Source organism: Pseudomonas sp. PA-6-3C (assembly GCF_021605825.1).
In the GTDB taxonomy this organism is placed as follows: Bacteria; Pseudomonadota; Gammaproteobacteria; order Pseudomonadales; family Pseudomonadaceae; genus Aquipseudomonas; species Aquipseudomonas edaphica.
The window spans coordinates 1-18,548 of the sequence record NZ_WKDV01000061.1 but is presented as its reverse complement, the minus strand read 5'-3'; the positions used below and the strand labels follow the sequence as shown (position 1 = coordinate 18,548).

Genomic DNA, 18,548 nt, shown 5'->3' with positions numbered 1-18,548 from the left:
GGAGCTGGCTTGCCAGCTCCCACATTGACCTCATCAGCCTTGAGATTGGGTCAGTTCTTCCAGGGTCTTGCCCTTGGTTTCCATCCCAAACACCCACACCACTAGCGCCGCCACCGCAAAACACAGCGCCCCCAAGGCAAACACCCCACCCTGCCCGGTTATCGGAAACACCAGCCCGGTTACCAACGGCCCCAGCAATGACCCGACCCGGCCAATCGCCGAGGCAAACCCGGAACCGGTGGCCCGCGCCGAAGTGGGATACAGCTCCGGCGTGTAGGTGTACAGCACCGCCCACATGCCAAACAGAAAGAACTGCATCAACAACCCCGAGGTAATCAGCAGCCCCACGTTGCCGCCAAACACCGCGCTCTGCCCATACAGAAACGCCATCACCCCGCCGCCCAGCAATGTCACCACACACACCGGTTTACGGCCCCAACGTTCCACCAGCCAGGCCGCCATCAAGAAGCCCGGTATCCCGCCCAGGGAAATGATCACCGTGTAATACACCGATTGCGTCACGGCAAAACCCGACTGCTGCAACAGCGCACTCAGCCAGGAGGTCAGCCCGTAGAAACCCAGCAAGGCAAAAAACCACACGCTCCAGATCATCATCGTGCGTTGGCGATACTGCGCCGACCACAACTGCTGGAACGCCGAGAAAAACGTGCCCGGCACGCTCTCAACCCGCGGCAAGGCAATCGGCTCCGGCAAGTCCGTACGCCCCAGCGAGTCGCGGACCTTCTGCTCAATGCCGAGCAACACCTTGTCCGCCGCTGCATGCCGCCCGGCCTGTTCCAGCCAGCGTGGCGATTCCGGGATAAAAAAACGAATCGCCAGCACAAACACCGCCGGTACCGCCAACACCAGGAAGATGTCGCGCCAGCCAATCACCGGCAGCAAAAAGTAGGACAGCACACCCGCCGCCACAAACCCCAGCGGCCAGAAGCCATCCATCAAGGCGATATATCGCCCACGGCCCTTGGCGGGAATCAGCTCCGAGAGCATCGACTGCGCAATCGGGAATTCCATACCCATGCCGATCCCCAGCAGGATGCGAAACAGCGTCAGCGTTTCCACCGTCTGCGCCGTGGAGCACAGGTAACTGGCGACGCCCCACAACACGATGCTCCACTGAAACACCGGCTTGCGCCCGAAACGGTCAGCCAACATGCCGGACAAGGACGCACCGACCACCATGCCGAAAAAACTCGAACTGGCGAGTAACCCGGCCTGGGCCGTGCTCAGGCCGAACTCGGTTTTTATCGAGCCCAACAGGAAGGTCATCATCGCCAGGTCCATGGAGTCGAAAAAAAACGCCAAGGCGATGATGATGAAAATGATTCGGTGGTAACCGCTGATGGGCAACCGTTCCAGCCGTTCCGCTGCGCTATAGCCTTGCATACCCATGCCATACCCCCCGAGTGAAAAATCCCCAAGGCGAGTGTGCGGCATCGTTTTACCCGATTATTGCTGGATACGACCTGACTGAAACTCTGAACGACGCACGCACCTACGCCGTGGCCAGACGGTTGATTTCCGCAAGCCCCAGGTCGGTCACCAGCAAGGCACGCGACTCGTTGACCGCGTTGATCCAGCCGCACTGCAAAAACAACTGCAACAACCCGGCCCCCAATGCACCCCCCAGGTGCGGCTGCTGCTGGCTCCAGTCAAAACAGTCGCAGGCCAACGGCGCAGACAGTGCCTGGATAAAGATGCCCAGGGTCGCGAAATGCTGCGCGCCGGTGACGGTCACGTCGGTACGCTGTTCGTAGCGGTCGATCCAGCCGGCCTCCAGCATGCGCTGCTAAAGCCCCGCTGCCAGTTCACCGCCCAGATGCCCCTGGCACAAACGCGCGCGCCGCAACGGCGGCGGCGCCAGGGATACTCGCGGGGAAACCTGCGGAGCGTTGCGTGCGGCACAGGCCAAGGTGGTACAGGCCAATGCGTCGACGGCCGCACAGACATCCACGGCGGCCATGCGAAACAGGCGCTTGCCGCGCTTGGCCTCGCTGCGCAGCAAACCGCTGCCGATAAGGCGCGCAAGATGCGCATTGGCCGACGCGGCGGACAGCCCGGCGAGCATAGCCAGTTCGTCTGCGGTTTTCGCCGAACCGTCCATCAGTGACCAGAGCATGGCGGTGCGCTTGGGCTCAGCGAGCAAGCTGGCGATCTGACTGATGCAAGGTGCTTCTTCCATGTATTCACTCCTTGTAAATCATTTGTCTGCTGCGGTTGGAACCAAAGTATAGGGGCGCAAACCGCCCATTCCGCGGCGTCCGACAGCGCGAATGGGGACAGGCTCTGAGTGAAATTTCTGGCTTTGGTGGAGGCTATTGCCTAACGCTCTATCGCCCCGGCCTTTGCGCGGTCAAAGCCGCACAACGGGACACGAGCATTTCCCGCAGCAGGTTAATGGGTTTACTCAACTGAGCACGGTGGGCGCACAGCAGGTTGAGCGGCGTGCGCTCGCCGCGCAGCTCCGGCAACACCAGGCGCAAACGCCCCGCGAGCACGTCGGTGCTCACATCCAGCCACGACTTGTAGGCAATGCCGACACCCGCCACCGCCCAGCGGCGCACCACATCGGCGTCGTCACTGAAGCGGTCACCGCTGACCGTCAGGCCGACCTCCCGCTTGCCGTCGTAAAAACCCCAGTGGTCGTGGACACGGCTGCCCAGCATGTACAACAGGCAATTGTGCTGCGCCAACTGCTCAAGATGCCGGGGCTCGCCATGCCGTGCCAGGTAGCTGGGTGCGGCGCACAGCACGCGAATGTTGTCCGGGGCGATGGGCAGCGCGACCAGGCTGGAATCTTCAGGCTCGCCGTAGCGCAGGGCGATATCCACCGGCTGGCGGAACAGGTCGGCAATGCGGTCGCCCAGCAGCAGGCGGATGTTCAATTGCGGGTATTCAAGCTGAAACTCATCCAGCCACGGCAGTAACTGGTTGCGCCCGAAATCCGACGGCGCCGACAGTTGCAGCACACCGCTGACATGGTCCTGGCCGCTGGCCAATAAGCGCCGCCCTTCGTCCAGCGAACTCAACGCGGCGCGGGCATATTCCAAAAACCCCTCGCCTTCAGCGGTCAAGCGCAAACTGCGGGTGGAGCGCGCCAGCAAGCGCGTGCCCAGTTGCTGTTCGATACGCTTGAGCGCCGCGCTCGCCACGGCAGGCGAGAGGTCCATGATGCGTGCAGCGGCCGACAAACTGCCGAGGTCCGCCGCCCGCACAAACAACTGCAAATCATCAAAACGCAGCATGTACCCTCGCCTATTATCAAAATTCTATTGAAACAGACTGCTGTTTTAGCCGCTTTTATCTGTGCTGGAAATAGCTAATCATCTGCCCATCCCGTACATCACGTGTCTGGAGTTGAATATGTCCGCTGCCTTTAACGTCATCGCCACGCTGATCGCCAAACCCGGCCAGCAGGCCAAGTTGGAAACCCTGCTGCGCGGCCTGTTGGAACCGACTCGCCTGGAAGCCGGTTGCGAGCAGTACGACCTGCACCAGGACCTGCAACACCCAGAAACCTTCTACATGCTCGAACGCTGGAGCGACGACGCGGCGCTGGCCGATCACGACCAGAGCGCGCATATCCAAAGCTTCCGCGCCAAGGCTGCGGATGTGCTCGAACATTTCGAACTCAAGCGCCTGCAATTTCTTGCCTGATCACCCCATCAGCAGGTTTTTGTAGCGAGCACGCTTGCTTGCGCTGGAGTGCGAAGCGCTTACCGACAGGTTTTGGGGCTGCTTCGCAGCCCAGCGGGAGCAAGCTCCCTCGCCACATTTAGCCTGACTCTCGACCACCTTCTTTACCCGGAGCCAATATGAAAGCCATTGCCTACTACGCCTCACTGCCGATCAGCGACGAAAAATCCCTGCAAGACATCCAATTGCCGGAGCCGGTCGCCGGCCCGCGTGACCTGCTGGTGGAAGTCAAAGCCATCTCGGTCAACCCGGTGGACACCAAAGTGCGCCAGAACGTCGCCCCGGAAAACGGCGCCGCCAAAGTGCTGGGCTGGGACGTGGCTGGCGTGGTCAAGGCGGTCGGCAGCGAAGTGACACTGTTCAAGGCCGGCGACAAGGTGTTCTACGCCGGCTCCCTGGTGCGCCCAGGCGGCAACAGCGAACTGCACACCGTGGACGAGCGCATCGTCGGCCATATGCCCAAGAGCCTGGGTTTTGCCGAAGCCGCCGCACTGCCACTCACCGCCATCACTGCCTGGGAGTTGCTGTTCGAGCGCCTGCAAGTGCGTGAAGGTAAGGAAGATGAAGGCCAGAGCCTGCTGATCGTCGGCGCCGCCGGTGGTGTGGGTTCGATCCTGACCCAACTGGCCAAACAGCTCACCGCGTTGAACGTTATCGGCACCGCCTCACGCCCGGAAACCCAGGAATGGGCCAAGGCGCTCGGCGCCGATGTGGTGATCGATCACAGCCAGCCGCTGAGCGAGGCGTTGAAAAATTCCGGCCAGGCGCAGGTAACCCACGTTGCCAGCCTGACCCAGACCGACCATCACCTGGACGAACTGGTCGAAGCCCTGCAGCCGCAAGGCAAGCTGGCGTTGATCGACGACCCCAAGGTGCTGGATGTGAGCAAACTCAAGCGCAAGAGCCTGTCGTTGCACTGGGAGTTCATGTACACACGCTCGATGTTCGAGACGCCGGACATGATCGAACAGCACAACCTGCTCAACCGCGTGGCCGCGCTGATCGACGCCGGCACCTTGAAAACCACGGTGGGCGAGCACTTCGGCGTGATCAACGCAGCCAACCTGCGCCGCGCCCATGCGCTGCTGGAAAGCGGCAAGGCCAAGGGCAAGATCGTATTGGAAGGGTTCTAACAAGTAGCTGTCAGAGTCGTCCATTATTCATGTGAGTAATGGACGACACCGCTAGTCAGAGAGTTGATCTTTGTCATATTTGCGAACGCATTCAGGTTTATATTGGCCGCCTTTGCCACGATTCTTTTACGTGAGGAAGTCAGCAATGAAGATCCTGATAAGAGCGTTAGCAAAATCCCCAGGCAACAAATGGCAGGTCAGCCTCGACGGCGACGCCTTCACCTTCCGCAGTGAGGCCGAGGCTCGCGCCTTTGCCGACACCCTGCAAGCGCGCATCCAGGCGCCCCACCGCATTCCCCTCAGCCAGCAACGTTCCGCCGCCGGCTGATCCGCACCTCAGACCTGCGCCTGCGCGGCCCTCGCCCGTTGCAGGCGCTGGGTCGACACCGCAATCGTCACCGCCAATACACCGCACAAGCTGATGACCATCGCCATCGGCATCGCCGTGCCGTCGTGCAACACGCCGACCAAGGACGCCGCACCCGCCGCCACACCAAACTGAATGCAACCAAGCAACGCCGAGGCGCTGCCGGCCCGTGCGCCCTGCCCGGCCATGGCACACGCCGAGGTGTTGGGCAAAATGCAGCCCAGGCTGGCGATGCAGATAAACAGCGGCACCAGTAATGGCCACAACGCTTCGGTGCGCAGGGCGGCAATGCCCAACAGCGTCAACGCCGCCGCCACGTAGACCCACACGGTGCGCGACAGCAAAAACGCCGGGCCACGCTTGGCCAGCAACCGCGCATTGAGTTGCGCAACCAGGATGAAGCCGGCGGCGTTGGAGCCAAATACCCAGCCGTAATGCTCGGCGGGCACGCCATAGAGTTTGATAAAGACGAACGGGGAACCGGCGATGTAGGCAAACATCCCGGCAATCGAGATACCACCGGTGAGGGCGTAGCCCAGATAAACCCGGTCCGACAACAGGCTGACATAGCGGCTCAGCGAGCCGGACAGCGGTTGACGCGGCTTATCGGCCGGCAAGGTTTCCGGCAACCCGACCGCCACGGCGATGGCCGCCATCACGCTGAAAATCGACAACGCGAGGAAAATCGACTGCCAGCCCCACAGGCCGACCATCACCCCACCCGCCAACGGCGCGAGGATCGGCGCCAGGCCGGTCACCAGCATCAGCTGCGAATAGACTTTGGCCGAGCCCACGGCATCACATTTGTCGCTGACCACCGCCCGCGAAATCACCATGCCCGCGCAGCCGCCAAGGGCTTGCACAAAACGCGCGCCGATCAACCAGTCCAGGGACGGCGCGTAGGCGCAGGCGAAGGACGCCAGGGTAAACAGAGTCACGCCACTGAGCAGCGGCACGCGCCGGCCAAAGCGATCCGCCAGCGGCCCGTAGATCAATTGGCCGATGGCCAAGCCGCCGAAATACACGGCGAGGGTCAGCTGGATGTGTTTTTCGTCGGTGGCAAAAGCGGTGGCCATCGCCGGAAAGCCCGGCAGGTAAAAATCGATCGCCAACGGCGCGAAGGCGCTCAAGGCGCCCAGAATCAGGATTATGCGGAGGTTCATCAGACACCCAAGTGAGTCGGCAGCCCGACAGTCTAGCCGCGCTTGGGTGTGATGAACATTACGATAGCTCGCTAACTATCGGAAATTTTACGCGAGCTTGGCGCTGTAGCCTTCTTCGGTGATCAGCGCGATGACTTGCTCGTCGGACAGCCGGCTTTCAACCCCGACTTCCTTGGCGGCCAGGTTGACGTTGACGCTCGCCGCCGGGTCCTGGCTGTGTACTGCTTGAGTGACCGCCCGAACACAATGGCCGCAGGTCATTCCTTCAACACTGAATACTTGCATGACATGACTCCTTTGATGAGGTTGGGGCCAGTCTCGACCTTGCCACGATGGCAAGGTCAAGCGCTCAAAATTGCGACCGGGCTGGTATTCCAGCGTTGCCTCGGCCAAGCTTCATGCATCTTGGATTTGAACCACGGAGCATTCGCCATGCGCTGGTCGTTTTTTAGCCTTATCGGCCTGTTGAGCCTGTCCGCCGCTGCGCCCATGGCGTACGCGGACCAGGACTATGCGGTGTTGATCATTTCCCGCGAGCGCCTGGAAGTGCCGACCAATTGCGAAATCGGCCTGTATATCCAGGACCAGTTGGCCGGGCGCCTGTTCCAGGAACAGGCCACCTCGTTCAACTTGCCGGCGGGCAATGTGTCGCTGCGCCTCAAGCTGCTGCCGGGTCAATCGCCAGGTTGCCTGCCGGGCATGCTCGCACCGCCTGCGCAGAACATCACGTTGAAGGCCGGAGACATACGCAAACTGCGTATCGCCCAAGGCCCGGACGGTATGTACCTTAAACCCGCCGCACTGGAGTATTAAAGGCGCTTGACCTTCCCCGCAGGTCAAGGTTGATGCTAGGGGCAACTTCTCTGGAGGACTGCCCCATGAATGGATCCACCACCTTTGACCTGCCCATCAGCGGCATGACCTGCGCCAGCTGTGCCGGGCGTGTCGAGCGCGCGCTGGGCAAGGTGCCGGGGGTGCAAAGCGTCAGCGTCAACCTGGCCAACGAACGTGCCCACATCGAAGTACTCGGCCAGATGGACCCCGGCGTGCTGATCGCCGCCGTCGACAAGGCCGGCTACACCGCCACCCTGCCGCAAAGCGAGACCGTCACCGACGCTAAACAGGCCCAGCGTCTGCACCACGAGCGCTGGTCGTTGTTGTTGGCCATCGCGTTGGCGCTGCCATTGGTGCTGCCGATGCTGGTGGAGCCGTTCGGCCTGCATTGGATGCTCCCGGCCTGGGTGCAATTCGCGCTGGCCACTCCCGTGCAATTCATCTTTGGCGCACGCTTCTATATAGCCGCCTGGAAAGCCGTGCGCGCCGGTGCTGGCAATATGGACCTGCTGGTGGCCATCGGCACCAGCGCCGGCTATGGCCTGAGCATTTATGAATGGCTCACGGCGCCCGTGGGCACTATGCCGCACCTGTATTTCGAAGCCTCAGCCGTGGTGATCGCCCTGGTGTTGCTGGGTAAATACCTCGAAAGCCGCGCCAAGCGCCAGACCGCCAGCGCCATCCGTGCCCTCGAAGCCCTGCGCCCGGAACGCGCGATTCGCGTGTTTGAAGGCCGTGAAGAAGACGTCGCCATCACTGCGCTGAAGCTCGACGACCTGGTGCTGGTCAAACCCGGCGAGCGCTTCCCGGTGGACGGCGAAGTGGTGGACGGCCAAAGCCATGCCGACGAGGCCTTGATCAGCGGCGAGAGCCTGCCGGTGCCGAAACAGCCGGGCGACAAGATCACCGGCGGCGCCATTAATGGCGAAGGCCGTTTGCTGGTACGCACCCAGGCGCTGGGTGCAGAAAGTGTGCTGGCGCGAATCATCCGTCTGGTGGAAGACGCCCAGGCTGCCAAGGCACCGATCCAGAAACTGGTGGATAAAGTCAGCCAGGTCTTTGTGCCGGCCGTGCTGGTGCTGGCCTTGGTTACGCTGGTGGGGTGGTGGTTGTACGGCGCTTCACTGGAAACCGCGATCATCAATGCCGTCGCGGTACTGGTGATTGCTTGCCCATGCGCCCTGGGCCTGGCCACACCGACCGCCATCATGGCCGGCACCGGCGTGGCGGCGCGCTATGGCATCCTGATCAAGGACGCCGAAGCGCTGGAACGTGCCCATGCCGTCAGCGCGGTGGTGTTCGACAAGACCGGCACACTCACCTCCGGCGCGCCAAAAATTGCGCACCTGGCCGCGGTGGATGGCAATGAAGATTTATTGCTGCAACAGGCTGGCGCCTTGCAACGCGGCAGCGAGCACCCGTTGGCCAAGGCCGTGTTGGATGCGTGTGGTGAAAAAGGGCTGATCGTGGCGGACGTGAGCGCCAGCCAATCGCTGACCGGACGCGGCATTGCTGGCACTTTGGATGGCCGTGAACTGGCCTTGGGCAACCGCCGCATGCTCGAAGAGAACGGCTTGAGCGCAGGTGAGCTGGCCGAGTCTGCCAACGCCTGGGAAGCCGAAGGCCGCACCTTGTCGTGGTTGATTGAACAAGGCGCACAACCACGCGTGTTGGGGCTGTTTGCGTTTGGCGACACCCTCAAGCCCGGCGCATTGGAAGCCGTGGAACAACTCAAGGCTCAGCACATCAGCAGCCACTTGCTCACCGGCGATAATCGCGGCAGTGCCCGCGTGGTCGCCCTGGCGCTGGGCATCGATGATGTACACGCCGAAGTGCTGCCAGCCGACAAGGCCGCGACGGTGGCCGAGCTGAAAAAGACCGGCGTCGTCGCCATGGTCGGCGATGGCATCAACGACGCCCCGGCCCTGGCCGCCGCCGATATCGGCATCGCCATGGGCGGCGGCACCGATGTGGCTATGCACGCCGCCGGGATCACGCTGATGCGTGGCGACCCGCGCCTGGTGCCGGCCGCGCTGGAGATCAGCCGCAAGACCTACGCAAAAATCCGCCAGAACCTGTTCTGGGCCTTTGTGTATAACTTGATCGGCATTCCGCTGGCTGCCTTTGGCCTGCTCAACCCGGTACTCGCAGGTGCGGCCATGGCCTTGTCCAGCGTCAGCGTGGTGAGCAATGCGCTATTGTTGAAAACCTGGAAACCGAGCATTTGGAAACCGGAGCAATTGGAGGACAAGCGCCCATGAACATAGGCCAAGCCGCCCGCCAGAGCGGGCTGAGCGCCAAGATGATTCGCTACTACGAATCCATCGGCCTGCTCAAAGCCGCGCACCGCACCGACAGCGGCTACCGCGTGTATGGCAGCGATGACTTGCACACGTTGGCGTTTATCAAACGCTCGCGGGATCTGGGGTTTTCGTTGGAAGAAGTCGGCAAGCTGCTGACCCTGTGGCAAGACCGCCAGCGGGCCAGCGCCGACGTAAAAGCCCTGGCGCGCCAGCACATCGAGGCGCTGAACCAGAAGATTCTGGAGCTGGGGCAATTGCGCGACACGTTGCAGGACCTGGTGGAACACTGCCAGGGTGACCATCGGCCGGATTGCCCGATACTCAAGGAGTTGGCGTCGGGCAGCTGTTGCGCCTGATCAGACCTGCACAAAACAAATATGGGAACAGGCTTATGTGGCGGCTGCCTTATGTGGGAGCCAGCTCCCACAACAAGCCAGCTCCCACACTTTTTAGATCTCCAATTGCCGGGAGATCACTGCATCCAAGGCGGCGGCGGTTCTTCCGCAGTCTTGCTCGGTGGCGCATCATCCGCCGCCCGAACCGCTTGCTTGCGCTCTTCATCCAGCCGCGCCGCTTCGATTTCGCGGATCACACCGCCCACATCCGCCAGCTCTTCCGGCTCATCAAACTCGCCGGTCAACACGCTGGCCGGGTGCAAGGTGCCGGCTTCGTACAGTGCCCACATTTCCTTGGCGTACTTGGTCTTCTTCAACTCCGGGGCAAAACGCCCGAAGTAGGAAGCCATGTTGCCCACATCCCGCTCCAGCATGCTGAATGCGTGGTTGTTGCCCGCCGCATCCACTGCCTGGGGCAGGTCGATGATCACCGGGCCGGTCGGCGTGAGCAGTACGTTGAACTCGGACAGGTCACCGTGCACCAGGCCGGTACACAGCATCAGCACGATCTGGGAAATCAGGAAGGCGTGATATTCGCGCGCCTGGTCCGGCTCCAGCGTTACGTCGTTAAGACGCGGCGCTGCATCGCCGTACTCGTCGGCCACCAGTTCCATCAGCAGCACGCCTTCCAGGAAGTCGAACGGCTGAGGCACGCGAACGCCCGCGCCGGCGAGGCGGAACAACGCCGCCACTTCGGCGTTTTGCCAAGCGTCTTCGGTTTCTTTCTTGCCGAACTTGGAGCCTTTGGCCATGGCCCGGGCCTGGCGGCTGTTACGAACCTTACGGCCTTCCTGGTATTCGGATGCCTGACGAAAACTTCGTTTATTCGCCTCCTTGTAAACCTTGGCGCAACGCAATTCATTGCCGCAGCGCACCACATAAACAGCTGCTTCTTTACCGCTCATGAGAGGGCGCAGCACTTCGTCGACCAGACCGTCTTCGATCAGGGGTTCAATGCGTTTAGGAGTCTTCATCAGCTTTTATTGTGGGTCCTTTATTACCAAATACGCGTATGGCACTCGTTATACGGCAATCGGCGCGCCGGTGGGAGGGGCTACCGACCTCTGACCGCTGAAGATTGCACTCAATATGCCAATTTCGTCGGCATTCAGCGTTCGATAATCGCCGTCACGCCCTGGCCGCCAGCGGCGCAGATCGAAATCAGCCCTCTGCCCTTGCCCGCCGCGTCGAGCAATTTGGCCAGGTTGGCGACGATGCGCCCGCCTGTGGCGGCAAACGGGTGGCCGGCCGCCAATGAGCTGCCTTTGACGTTGAGCCGGCTGCGATCAATGGCGCCCAGCGGCGCGTCGAGCCCCAGACGCGTCCTGCAATACTCCGGGTCTTCCCAGGCCTTGAGCGTGCACAAAACTTGGGCAGCAAAGGCTTCGTGAATCTCGTAGTAGTCAAAATCCTGGAGTGTCAGGCCATTTCTCGCCAGCAAGCGTGGCACTGCGTACACCGGTGCCATGAGCAGGCCTTCGGCGCCGTTGACGAAATCCACAGCCGCCGCTTCGCCATCGCGCAAGTAAGCCAGAATCGGCAAGCCACGTTCTTTGGCCCAGGCTTCACTGCCCAGCAGCACCAAGGAGGCGCCGTCGGTCAGTGGCGTGGAGTTACCGGCGGTGAGCGTGCCCTTTTCACTGCGCTCGAACGCCGGTTTAAGGTTGGCGAGTTTTTCCAGGGTCAGGTCGGGGCGCAGGTTATTGTCGCGGGTCAGGCCGAGAAACGGCGTAAGCAAATCGTTGTGCCAGCCTTCGGCGTAGGACGCGGCCATTTTCTGATGGCTTTCCAACGCCAGTTGATCCTGCTCGGCACGCGGAATCTGCCAGGTCTGCGCCATCAGCTCGCAATGCTGGCCCATGGACAGGCCGGTGCGCGGCTCGCCATTGCGTGGCAGCTCCGGCTTAAGGTGATGGGGACGAAGTTGTAACAGGACTTTTAATTTATCCGCCATGGACTTGCTGCGGTTGGCTTGCAACAAGATTTTGCGCAGGCCTTCATTCACACCAATCGGCGCATCGGACGTAGTGTCGACGCCGCCGGCAATCCCGCATTCGATCTGCCCCAGGGCAATCTTGTTGGCCACCAGCAACGCCGCTTCCAGCCCGGTGCCGCACGCCTGCTGAATGTCATAGGCCGGGGTTTGCGGCGACAGGCGCGAGCCCAGCACGCATTCGCGGGTGAGGTTGAAGTCGCGCGAATGCTTGAGCACCGCACCGGCCGCCACCTCGCCGATGCGCAGGCCGTGCAGGTTGTAGCGCTCGATCAGGCCTTCGAGGGCAGCGGTGAGCATCGCCTGGTTACTCGCCGTGGCATATGGGCCATTGGAACGGGCGAAGGGGATGCGGTTACCGCCAATGATCGCTACACGGCGCAATTGAGTCATGGAAAGCTCCCTGAAGGTTATGGGGTGAATCTCTGAGCCTAGCCTAGGCTCAATCGAACGACTTTCACCTATTGATGGTCCACCGTTTGAACCCCAGCACTCGGAGAGCGTTCCATGTCTGACCGTTATATCGACTTCGCCAACTCAAGCCTCGGCCATCGCCTGGTCGCCGCCATTGGCCTGCCGTCACCGGTACGCCTGGAACGCTGGCAAGCTGGGCGCCTGCGCCCGGTGGAAGGTACTCTGCTGCTGGGCGGTGGCGCGCTGGCCGCCAAGGTGCAGGTATTTGCGCACAAACTGACCGACGCGATTTACACCTACGGCGCCGAATCGTCGACCTGGATCCCAGGCCACGGCCCCAAGCTCAAGGCCGTGGTGTTTGACGCCAGCGACTTGCAGCACACCGACCAGCTCAAGCAACTGCGCGAATTCTTTCAGCCTTTGCTGAAAAATCTCGATCACAGCGCACATCTGGTGATTCTGGGACGCGCGCCGGAAAGCCTCAGCGACCCGTTTGCCGCCAGCGCACAGCGTGCTCTGGAGGGTTTCAGCCGTTCACTGGCCAAGGAATTGCGCAGCGGCGGCGTGTTGCAACTGTTGTATGTGGGCGACGGCGCTGAAGATCAGCTGGAAGGCGCGCTGCGTTTCTTCCTGTCACCGAAAAGTGCGTATATCTCTGGCCAGGTCATTCGCCTGCAAGCCTGCGCCACCCCGGTTGAAGACTGGACGCGCCCGCTGGCCGGGCGCAAGGCGCTGGTCACGGGTGCTGCGCGTGGTATCGGCGCCTCCATTGCCGAAACCCTGGCGCGCGACGGTGCCGAAGTGATCGTGCTGGATGTGCCCCAGGCCAAGGCCGACCTCGAAGCCCTCGCCGCTCGCTTGGGCGCGCGCACCGTGGTGCTGGATATCTGTGCCGAAGACGCGGCCACACAGTTGATCGAACACCTGCCCGACGGCATCGACATCGTGGTGCATAACGCCGGCATCACCCGCGATAAAACCCTGGCCAACATGACGCCGGAATATTGGGACGCCGTATTGGCGGTCAACCTCAACGCGCCCCAAGTGCTGACCAAAGCCCTGCTTGATAGCGGCACCCTGCACGACAACGGCCGCGTAGTGCTGCTGGCGTCGATCAGCGGGATTGCCGGTAATCGCGGGCAAACCAACTACGCCGCGAGCAAGGCCGGGCTGATTGGCCTGGCACAGGCGTGGGCGCCGCTGCTGGGCGAGCGTGGCATCAGCATCAACGCGGTCGCGCCGGGTTTTATCGAAACCCAGATGACCGCGCACATTCCCTTCGCCCTGCGTGAAGCCGGGCGGCGCATGAGTTCCTTGGGCCAGGGTGGTTTGCCGCAAGACGTGGCCGAAGCCGTCGCCTGGCTCGGGCAGCCGGGTTCCGGGGCCGTCAGCGGCCAGGCGCTGCGCGTATGTGGGCAAAGCCTGCTGGGAGCGTGACTATGCAGTGGCAGACATTGGACAGCACCCCGTTTCTGTTGCCGCTGTATTGGCGGGCGGCGCTCAAGCGCAAGATCAGCGGCAGCACCTTGCCGGATGAAGGGTTGCGCTGCCATGTGCGCGTGAACCCGGCCGACGTCGCGGCTTATCGCAAGGTCTGCGGGTTTGCCGACAGCCCGGTGCTGCCGGGCACTTACCCGCATATCCTGGCGTTCGGTTTGCAGATGCAATTGCTCACCGACAAAAAATTCCCCTTTCCACTGCTGGGGCTGATTCACCTGAGCAATCGCATTCGTATCCACCGGCCATTGGGCGGCGTGAATAACCTGTTGGTCGGTGTATACGCGCACAATCTGCACCCCCACGCCAAAGGTGCGACCTTTAACATTGTGACCACGGTCGAGGATGCGCTGGGACTGTTGTGGGAAGCCGACAGCCGCATGCTATGTCGAGGCGTGAAGCTGGACGGCGAGGCGCAAGTGGAGCCCTTGTCCGTCCTCGGCAATGTCAACGAACTGGCGCGGTGGAAGGCGCCCGCTGATATCGGCCGCCAATACGCGCGGGTATCCGGCGACTACAACCCGATCCACCTGAGCGCGCTGACGGCCAAGCTGTTCGGCTTTCCCCAGGCTATCGCTCATGGGCTGTGGAATACCGCCCGTACATTGGCCGCGCTACACGAGCACTTGCCTGCCGCCAATGTAGAAATAGACGTCGAGTTCAAAAAACCGGTACGCCTGCCCAGTGAAGTTGTTTTGCTCAGCAGTGCCGCAGGCTCGAGCGGAGAGTTACAGTTGAACGGCGCCGGCGATATTCAACATATGCTCGGCAAGTGGCAACCCATCGCCTGAAAAAAGCACATTAATTGTATATATACACCCTAAGTTATAGCGGACGCCTCGGCGTCCGTTTGTTTATTCAAGTCCATGATTTTTAAAATATAAATATCTTGAAACATCCCTCGATTACACCCTTCGTATTAGTCATTAAGCCGACTGCAGCCCGGTGTATATAAATCGTTAATACCAAGTTGAGCGTTGCGCGAAAGAGTGCCCGGGTCTGTGATGACAACACGGACAAACGTATCGCTATCCCTAGAAATAGCGAGCGTTTGAAAACAACCCAGGTTGTACAGGTGCAAGGAAACTCAATCATGAAAACTCAAACTCAAGTAGTGCTTTGGAAAGCAAGTACCGCGCTGGCCCTGGTCATGGCGATGAGCCTCGGTGGCTGCAGCAGCGGTGGTGGCGGGCATCACAGCAGTGTGGCGGCATCTTCTCCTGATGCAGGTGCAGGTAGCGGCGCTGGTGGTGGTACTGGCGGTGGTACAGGTGGCGGAACCGGTGGTGGCACTGGCGGCGGCACAGGTGGTGGAACCGGTGGCGGCACTGGTGGCGGAACCGGCGGTGGCACAGGTTCAACCACTACACCTCTGGTTACCGGCCAGATTGCCGGCACCCTGGGCGGCACTGTCGGTAACGTAGGCGCAGCGGTCGGTGACCTCGGTTCGACCTTGAACAATGTGCCTATCGTCGGCACAACAGCAGGCGGCCTGGTTACGGCGACCGGCACTGCAGTCACCAGCATCGGCACTGGCGTCACCAACGGTCTTGGTTCGCTGGGCACTAACAGCAACTCCCTGGGCATCACGGTCGCAGGTGTAGGTAATGGCGTTGCCGATCTGGGCACCGGCCTGTCGACCACTGGGAAATCGCTCTCGACCACCCTCGGCGGCGTACCCGTAGTGGGCGGTTTGACCGGTGGCGTCGGTGGAGCGGTAGGTGGTGTAGTGGACAAAGTCGGTCAAGCCGTCACCATGCTCGGCGATACCGTCAGCACTGCCAGCACCACTGGCCCATTGGGCTCGTTAACTAACACAGTGGGCGGCAAAGTACTGGTGCCTGTGGTGTCGCTGGTGGAAAACACTACCGGCAACCTCGGCAAGGCAACCGGCCTGGGCACCCCTGTGAATGGTCTGCTGGATAAAGTCGGCAGCACCGTCACCGGCCTGGGCACCCAAGTCGCCAGTGCTGGCGGCACCGGCAACCCTGTTACCACCATCGTCGGCAGCGCTCTGACGGGCGTAGGCGGCACACTCGATAAATCCGGCGGCTATGTCGCTCCAGCCAGTGGCGCAGCAGCGCCCGGCCTGCCTGAACTGGTCGGTGGCCTGGTGGCCAACGTGGGTAGCGGCCTGAACGCCGGCAACACCAACGGCACTGTGAGTGCAGCAGGTGTCACCGGTGGCGCATTGGGCAACACGGTCGCCTCGCTCGGCACCGTTCTCGGTGGCACGGGCGTCGCCAACACCGCCGCCACGGCGCCGGTGGCAGGCCTGGCCACTAACGTGGGCGCGGCGCTTAACCCAGTAACGTCCGGTGTAACCAGCCTGACCCAAAACGTCGGCACCACTACCGGCCTCGGCGCTCCGGTCAACGGACTGGTGACACAAGTCGGCGGTGCAGTGAGCGGTATCGGCACTAACCTGACCGCAGCCAATGCCAACCCAGTCACCAACGCGGTAGGTACCACCGTCACCGCAGTCGGCAACACCGTAGGCTCGGTAGGTGGTTTGGTCACCGGTGGCACCAGTGGCAGTAGCGGCGGCTTGCTCGGCGGCCTCACCGGCGGCACCGGCGCCAGCACATCGGGCAGTGGCACTACAACCACGGGTACAAGCGGCGGTCTGGGCGGTTTGCTGAACGGTCTGACCGGCAAAAAATAAATTGCACCTGGCCGATTAGACGGCCTCCCCTACAGCGCCTACGCTTGGTTGAGACGAGAGACCCTTATAAGTCTCTCGTCTTTTTTATGGGCCGGTCTTATCTAAAAAACCTGGCCCTCCCGAACCGCGTCCCAGAACCCGGCGGGCCCGAAACGCTGCTGCAGTTTGACCATGGAGTGTCCTATGCGCGTGTTGACGCCGTTGTTATTGCTCACCCTCAGTGCTTACGTTCAGGCCGAGACCCTTCCCAGCTTCCTCAACAGCAACGACACCATCCGCAACTTGCCGGTGCCCAACCTGCCCGCCGACGCTTATCGGCCGACCACACCCCAGACCCAGTTGCCGCAAGCGCCTGCCACCCAGAACCAGCCGTTGCTGATGGACACCAAAGTCACCATCCGCAAGCTGCAGATCGAGGGCGGTACGATCTACCCGCTGGACGAAACAGCCAAGGCCTATGCGCCCCTGATTGGCCGTGAGACCAACCTTGCGCAACTGATCGAAGCCACCCGCACGATCACGCGTCGCTACCAGCAGGACGGCTACCTGTTGTCCTACGCGTTCCTGCCGCAACAGAGCTTCGAAAACGGCCTGGTGCGCGTGGTATTAGTGGAGGGTTACATCAAGGATTACGAGCAAAGCGGCGACATCGGCTCAGTCTCGGCCTACGTCGACAAGCTGGCTAACAAACTGCTGGCCGAGCGACCGCTCACGCGCAAGACGTTCGAGCGCTATACCACGCTGATGGGGCGTATTCCCGGCGTGACCCTGCAGGCGCAAGTGCCGCCGCCGGGCACCACCGATGGCGCCACGCACATGAAGATCGAAGCCTCGCGCAAACCGTTTACCACCAGCATGAGCCTGGTCGATAACAACCGTAACGGCACCCAAGCGTTGCTCACCGCCACCAGCAATTCCCAGACGTCCATGGGCGAGCAGCTTTACGTCAGCGGCCTGTTCCCGCCGGGTGACGACAAAGAACATTACTACCGCGTGGGCTACAGCCAATTCATCAATGCCGAGGGCAGCCAGTTGATACTGGGCGCCGAGCGTTATCGCGCCGACCCCAAAAGCAATATCCAGCTGGACGGCGGCTTCGAGCTCAAGCCGCACCAGTCGATCGACCGCTACACCATTGGCCTCAGCCACCCGCTGATTGCCTCACCCAATGAGTCGCTGACCCTGGCCACACGCCTGTATGCGGTGGACCAGACCACGCGCTATCAACTCGTGGGCTACCCCAACCGTTTCGACATCGAAAGCGACCTGCGCGCCCTTGCGTTCGAGGGTGACTGGCGCAAGTCCGACACCCGCCAGTTGCGCATCCTCAGCACCGGCCTGTACCAAGGCATCAACGGCCTGGGTGCCAGAGCCCACAGCGACCTGGGCACGACTAAACCTGATCTGGACTTCTTCCGCCTGCGCCTTTCCGGTGTGCAGAGCGACAAGTTCTTCGACAACTGGCAAGGCGTGCTTTCGGGTGCGTTCTACTGGAGCGACGCCACCTTGCCCGACAGCGAGCGCGCCACCTTTGGCGGGCAGAATTTCGGCCGTGGCTACCCCGATGATCAAGCTTCGGGCGACAAGGGCTGGGGCGTGGCGTATGAGGTCAACTACAGCTTCAACCGCGCTGGCGACTGGGTGAAGATCCTGCAACCGTATGTGGTGCTTGACCGCGCCAAGACCTGGTTCAACGAACTGCCGGTCAAAGGCAACGACATGTCCTCGGCGGCCGTGGGCCTGCGCTTCGGCGACAACAAGTACTACAACATCGCCCTGGAAGCGGCCAAGCCGATGTCGGACATCGCCCTGGACAGCTTTAACCGGCGGCCGCGGTATACCTTGAGTTTCAGTTATCAGTTGTGAGGTTTGTGGGAGGCTGCGGGGCTGCGGAGTACATATCCGTTATTTGGGTGATGGCTGCTTATGGTTCCGCTCTTACAGCCATGCCTTTCAAGGTCTATGTTTAAGAGTCCGTTTAACGTCATGTTTAGGCCTGTTTATCCGCCTTGGCAGCCTTAAGCACCCGAGCTGTTGAGACATGCGCCCGTGCCGCCTTACCTTCCAGCC

At 61.6% G+C, this 18,548-nt stretch carries 16 protein-coding genes and 1 pseudogene; 10 read left to right on the top strand and 7 right to left on the bottom strand.

The annotated features are described in order from the left end of the window. Positions 1-33 precede the first annotated feature (33 nt). The 3 genes and pseudogenes from GIW48_RS27585 to GIW48_RS27575 form a co-directional block, all read right to left on the bottom strand. Positions 34-1,410 (bottom strand): MFS transporter, encoded by a 1,377-nt coding sequence (locus tag GIW48_RS27585; RefSeq protein WP_026013501.1) that lies wholly within the window; start codon positions 1,408-1,410, stop codon positions 34-36. A 103-nt stretch (positions 1,411-1,513) separates the two neighbouring features. Then, positions 1,514-2,200: pseudogene (locus tag GIW48_RS27580) on the bottom strand (ArsR/SmtB family transcription factor). A gap of 148 nt (positions 2,201-2,348) precedes the next feature. Continuing rightward, the gene (locus GIW48_RS27575) at positions 2,349-3,263 is read right to left on the bottom strand and encodes a LysR family transcriptional regulator (protein WP_017134714.1); all 915 of its coding nucleotides are present in this window, start codon (positions 3,261-3,263) and stop codon (positions 2,349-2,351) included. 118 nt (positions 3,264-3,381) lie between these two features. Between GIW48_RS27575 and GIW48_RS27570 the strand changes: the two genes are divergently transcribed. The 3 genes from GIW48_RS27570 to GIW48_RS27560 all read left to right on the top strand — a co-directional run bounded on the left by GIW48_RS27570 (position 3,382) and on the right by GIW48_RS27560 (position 5,175). Further along, entirely contained in the window at positions 3,382-3,675 is a 294-nt protein-coding gene (locus GIW48_RS27570) for a putative quinol monooxygenase (RefSeq protein WP_017134713.1), read from the top strand. A gap of 158 nt (positions 3,676-3,833) precedes the next feature. After that, positions 3,834-4,847, top strand: a complete 1,014-nt coding sequence (locus tag GIW48_RS27565; RefSeq protein WP_236462615.1) for a zinc-binding alcohol dehydrogenase family protein — start codon at positions 3,834-3,836, stop codon at positions 4,845-4,847. Positions 4,848-4,992: 145 nt separating this feature from the next. Then, the gene (locus tag GIW48_RS27560) at positions 4,993-5,175 is read left to right on the top strand and encodes a hypothetical protein (RefSeq protein WP_017134711.1); all 183 of its coding nucleotides are present in this window, start codon (positions 4,993-4,995) and stop codon (positions 5,173-5,175) included. Between the two features lie 8 nt (positions 5,176-5,183). On the opposite strand, the gene GIW48_RS27555 is transcribed toward GIW48_RS27560, so the two are convergent. Then, the gene (locus tag GIW48_RS27555) at positions 5,184-6,377 is read right to left on the bottom strand and encodes a multidrug effflux MFS transporter (protein WP_056860424.1); all 1,194 of its coding nucleotides are present in this window, start codon (positions 6,375-6,377) and stop codon (positions 5,184-5,186) included. An 87-nt stretch (positions 6,378-6,464) separates the two neighbouring features. After that, complete coding sequence (locus tag GIW48_RS27550; RefSeq protein ID WP_017134709.1) at positions 6,465-6,662, bottom strand: heavy-metal-associated domain-containing protein; 198 nt, start codon at positions 6,660-6,662, stop codon at positions 6,465-6,467. Between the two features lie 147 nt (positions 6,663-6,809). Here GIW48_RS27550 and GIW48_RS27545 point away from each other — a divergent pair, with 147 nt between their 5' ends. The 3 genes from GIW48_RS27545 (at position 6,810) to cueR (ending at position 9,870) form a co-directional block, all read left to right on the top strand. Further along, positions 6,810-7,190, top strand: a complete 381-nt coding sequence (locus tag GIW48_RS27545) for a hypothetical protein (protein ID WP_017134708.1) — start codon at positions 6,810-6,812, stop codon at positions 7,188-7,190. A 65-nt stretch (positions 7,191-7,255) separates the two neighbouring features. Beyond that, entirely contained in the window at positions 7,256-9,472 is a 2,217-nt protein-coding gene (locus GIW48_RS27540; protein ID WP_138451222.1) for a heavy metal translocating P-type ATPase, read from the top strand. After that, entirely contained in the window at positions 9,469-9,870 is a 402-nt protein-coding gene (gene cueR, locus GIW48_RS27535; RefSeq protein WP_138451223.1) for a Cu(I)-responsive transcriptional regulator, read from the top strand. Before GIW48_RS27540 ends, cueR begins: the two co-directional genes overlap by 4 nt. 116 nt (positions 9,871-9,986) lie before the next feature. On the opposite strand, the gene GIW48_RS27530 is transcribed toward cueR, so the two are convergent. After that, the gene (locus GIW48_RS27530) at positions 9,987-10,883 is read right to left on the bottom strand and encodes a PA4780 family RIO1-like protein kinase (protein ID WP_017134705.1); all 897 of its coding nucleotides are present in this window, start codon (positions 10,881-10,883) and stop codon (positions 9,987-9,989) included. Between the two features lie 134 nt (positions 10,884-11,017). Then, positions 11,018-12,295 (bottom strand): acetyl-CoA C-acetyltransferase, encoded by a 1,278-nt coding sequence (locus GIW48_RS27525; RefSeq protein WP_017134704.1) that lies wholly within the window; start codon positions 12,293-12,295, stop codon positions 11,018-11,020. 114 nt (positions 12,296-12,409) lie between these two features. On the opposite strand from GIW48_RS27525, the gene GIW48_RS27520 reads away from it, so the two are divergent. From GIW48_RS27520 to GIW48_RS27505, 4 genes are all read left to right on the top strand, one after another. Beyond that, positions 12,410-13,753 (top strand): 3-oxoacyl-ACP reductase, encoded by a 1,344-nt coding sequence (locus GIW48_RS27520; protein ID WP_236462611.1) that lies wholly within the window; start codon positions 12,410-12,412, stop codon positions 13,751-13,753. Positions 13,754-13,755: 2 nt separating this feature from the next. Continuing rightward, complete coding sequence (locus GIW48_RS27515) at positions 13,756-14,604, top strand: MaoC family dehydratase (RefSeq protein ID WP_236462608.1); 849 nt, start codon at positions 13,756-13,758, stop codon at positions 14,602-14,604. A gap of 302 nt (positions 14,605-14,906) precedes the next feature. Continuing rightward, positions 14,907-16,478, top strand: coding sequence for a collagen-like triple helix repeat-containing protein (locus GIW48_RS27510; RefSeq protein ID WP_236490691.1), 1,572 nt, complete (start codon positions 14,907-14,909; stop codon positions 16,476-16,478). Positions 16,479-16,661: 183 nt separating this feature from the next. Next, positions 16,662-18,344: a ShlB/FhaC/HecB family hemolysin secretion/activation protein gene (locus GIW48_RS27505; RefSeq protein WP_177034919.1), complete on the top strand. Its 1,683-nt coding sequence runs from the start codon at positions 16,662-16,664 to the stop codon at positions 18,342-18,344. The last annotated feature ends 204 nt before the right edge of the window (positions 18,345-18,548 follow it).

Excerpts from the sequence above, each read along its gene's own strand:
- GIW48_RS27530 (WP_017134705.1), bottom strand. The coding sequence starts at position 10,883 with ATGAAGACTCCTAAACGCATTGAACCCCTGATCGAAGACGGTCTGGTC.
- GIW48_RS27540 (WP_138451222.1), top strand. The coding sequence starts at position 7,256 with ATGAATGGATCCACCACCTTTGACCTGCCCATCAGCGGCATGACCTGC.
- GIW48_RS27570 (WP_017134713.1), top strand. The coding sequence starts at position 3,382 with ATGTCCGCTGCCTTTAACGTCATCGCCACGCTGATCGCCAAACCCGGC.
- GIW48_RS27575 (WP_017134714.1), bottom strand. The coding sequence starts at position 3,263 with ATGCTGCGTTTTGATGATTTGCAGTTGTTTGTGCGGGCGGCGGACCTC.
- GIW48_RS27510 (WP_236490691.1), top strand. The coding sequence starts at position 14,907 with ATGAAAACTCAAACTCAAGTAGTGCTTTGGAAAGCAAGTACCGCGCTG.
- GIW48_RS27520 (WP_236462611.1), top strand. The coding sequence starts at position 12,410 with ATGTCTGACCGTTATATCGACTTCGCCAACTCAAGCCTCGGCCATCGC.
- GIW48_RS27525 (WP_017134704.1), bottom strand. The coding sequence starts at position 12,295 with ATGACTCAATTGCGCCGTGTAGCGATCATTGGCGGTAACCGCATCCCC.
- GIW48_RS27550 (WP_017134709.1), bottom strand. The coding sequence starts at position 6,662 with ATGCAAGTATTCAGTGTTGAAGGAATGACCTGCGGCCATTGTGTTCGG.
- GIW48_RS27585 (WP_026013501.1), bottom strand. The coding sequence starts at position 1,410 with ATGGGTATGCAAGGCTATAGCGCAGCGGAACGGCTGGAACGGTTGCCC.
- GIW48_RS27555 (WP_056860424.1), bottom strand. The coding sequence starts at position 6,377 with ATGAACCTCCGCATAATCCTGATTCTGGGCGCCTTGAGCGCCTTCGCG.
- GIW48_RS27565 (WP_236462615.1), top strand. The coding sequence starts at position 3,834 with ATGAAAGCCATTGCCTACTACGCCTCACTGCCGATCAGCGACGAAAAA.
- GIW48_RS27505 (WP_177034919.1), top strand. The coding sequence starts at position 16,662 with ATGCGCGTGTTGACGCCGTTGTTATTGCTCACCCTCAGTGCTTACGTT.
- GIW48_RS27545 (WP_017134708.1), top strand. The coding sequence starts at position 6,810 with ATGCGCTGGTCGTTTTTTAGCCTTATCGGCCTGTTGAGCCTGTCCGCC.
- GIW48_RS27515 (WP_236462608.1), top strand. The coding sequence starts at position 13,756 with ATGCAGTGGCAGACATTGGACAGCACCCCGTTTCTGTTGCCGCTGTAT.
- GIW48_RS27560 (WP_017134711.1), top strand. The coding sequence starts at position 4,993 with ATGAAGATCCTGATAAGAGCGTTAGCAAAATCCCCAGGCAACAAATGG.
- cueR (WP_138451223.1), top strand. The coding sequence starts at position 9,469 with ATGAACATAGGCCAAGCCGCCCGCCAGAGCGGGCTGAGCGCCAAGATG.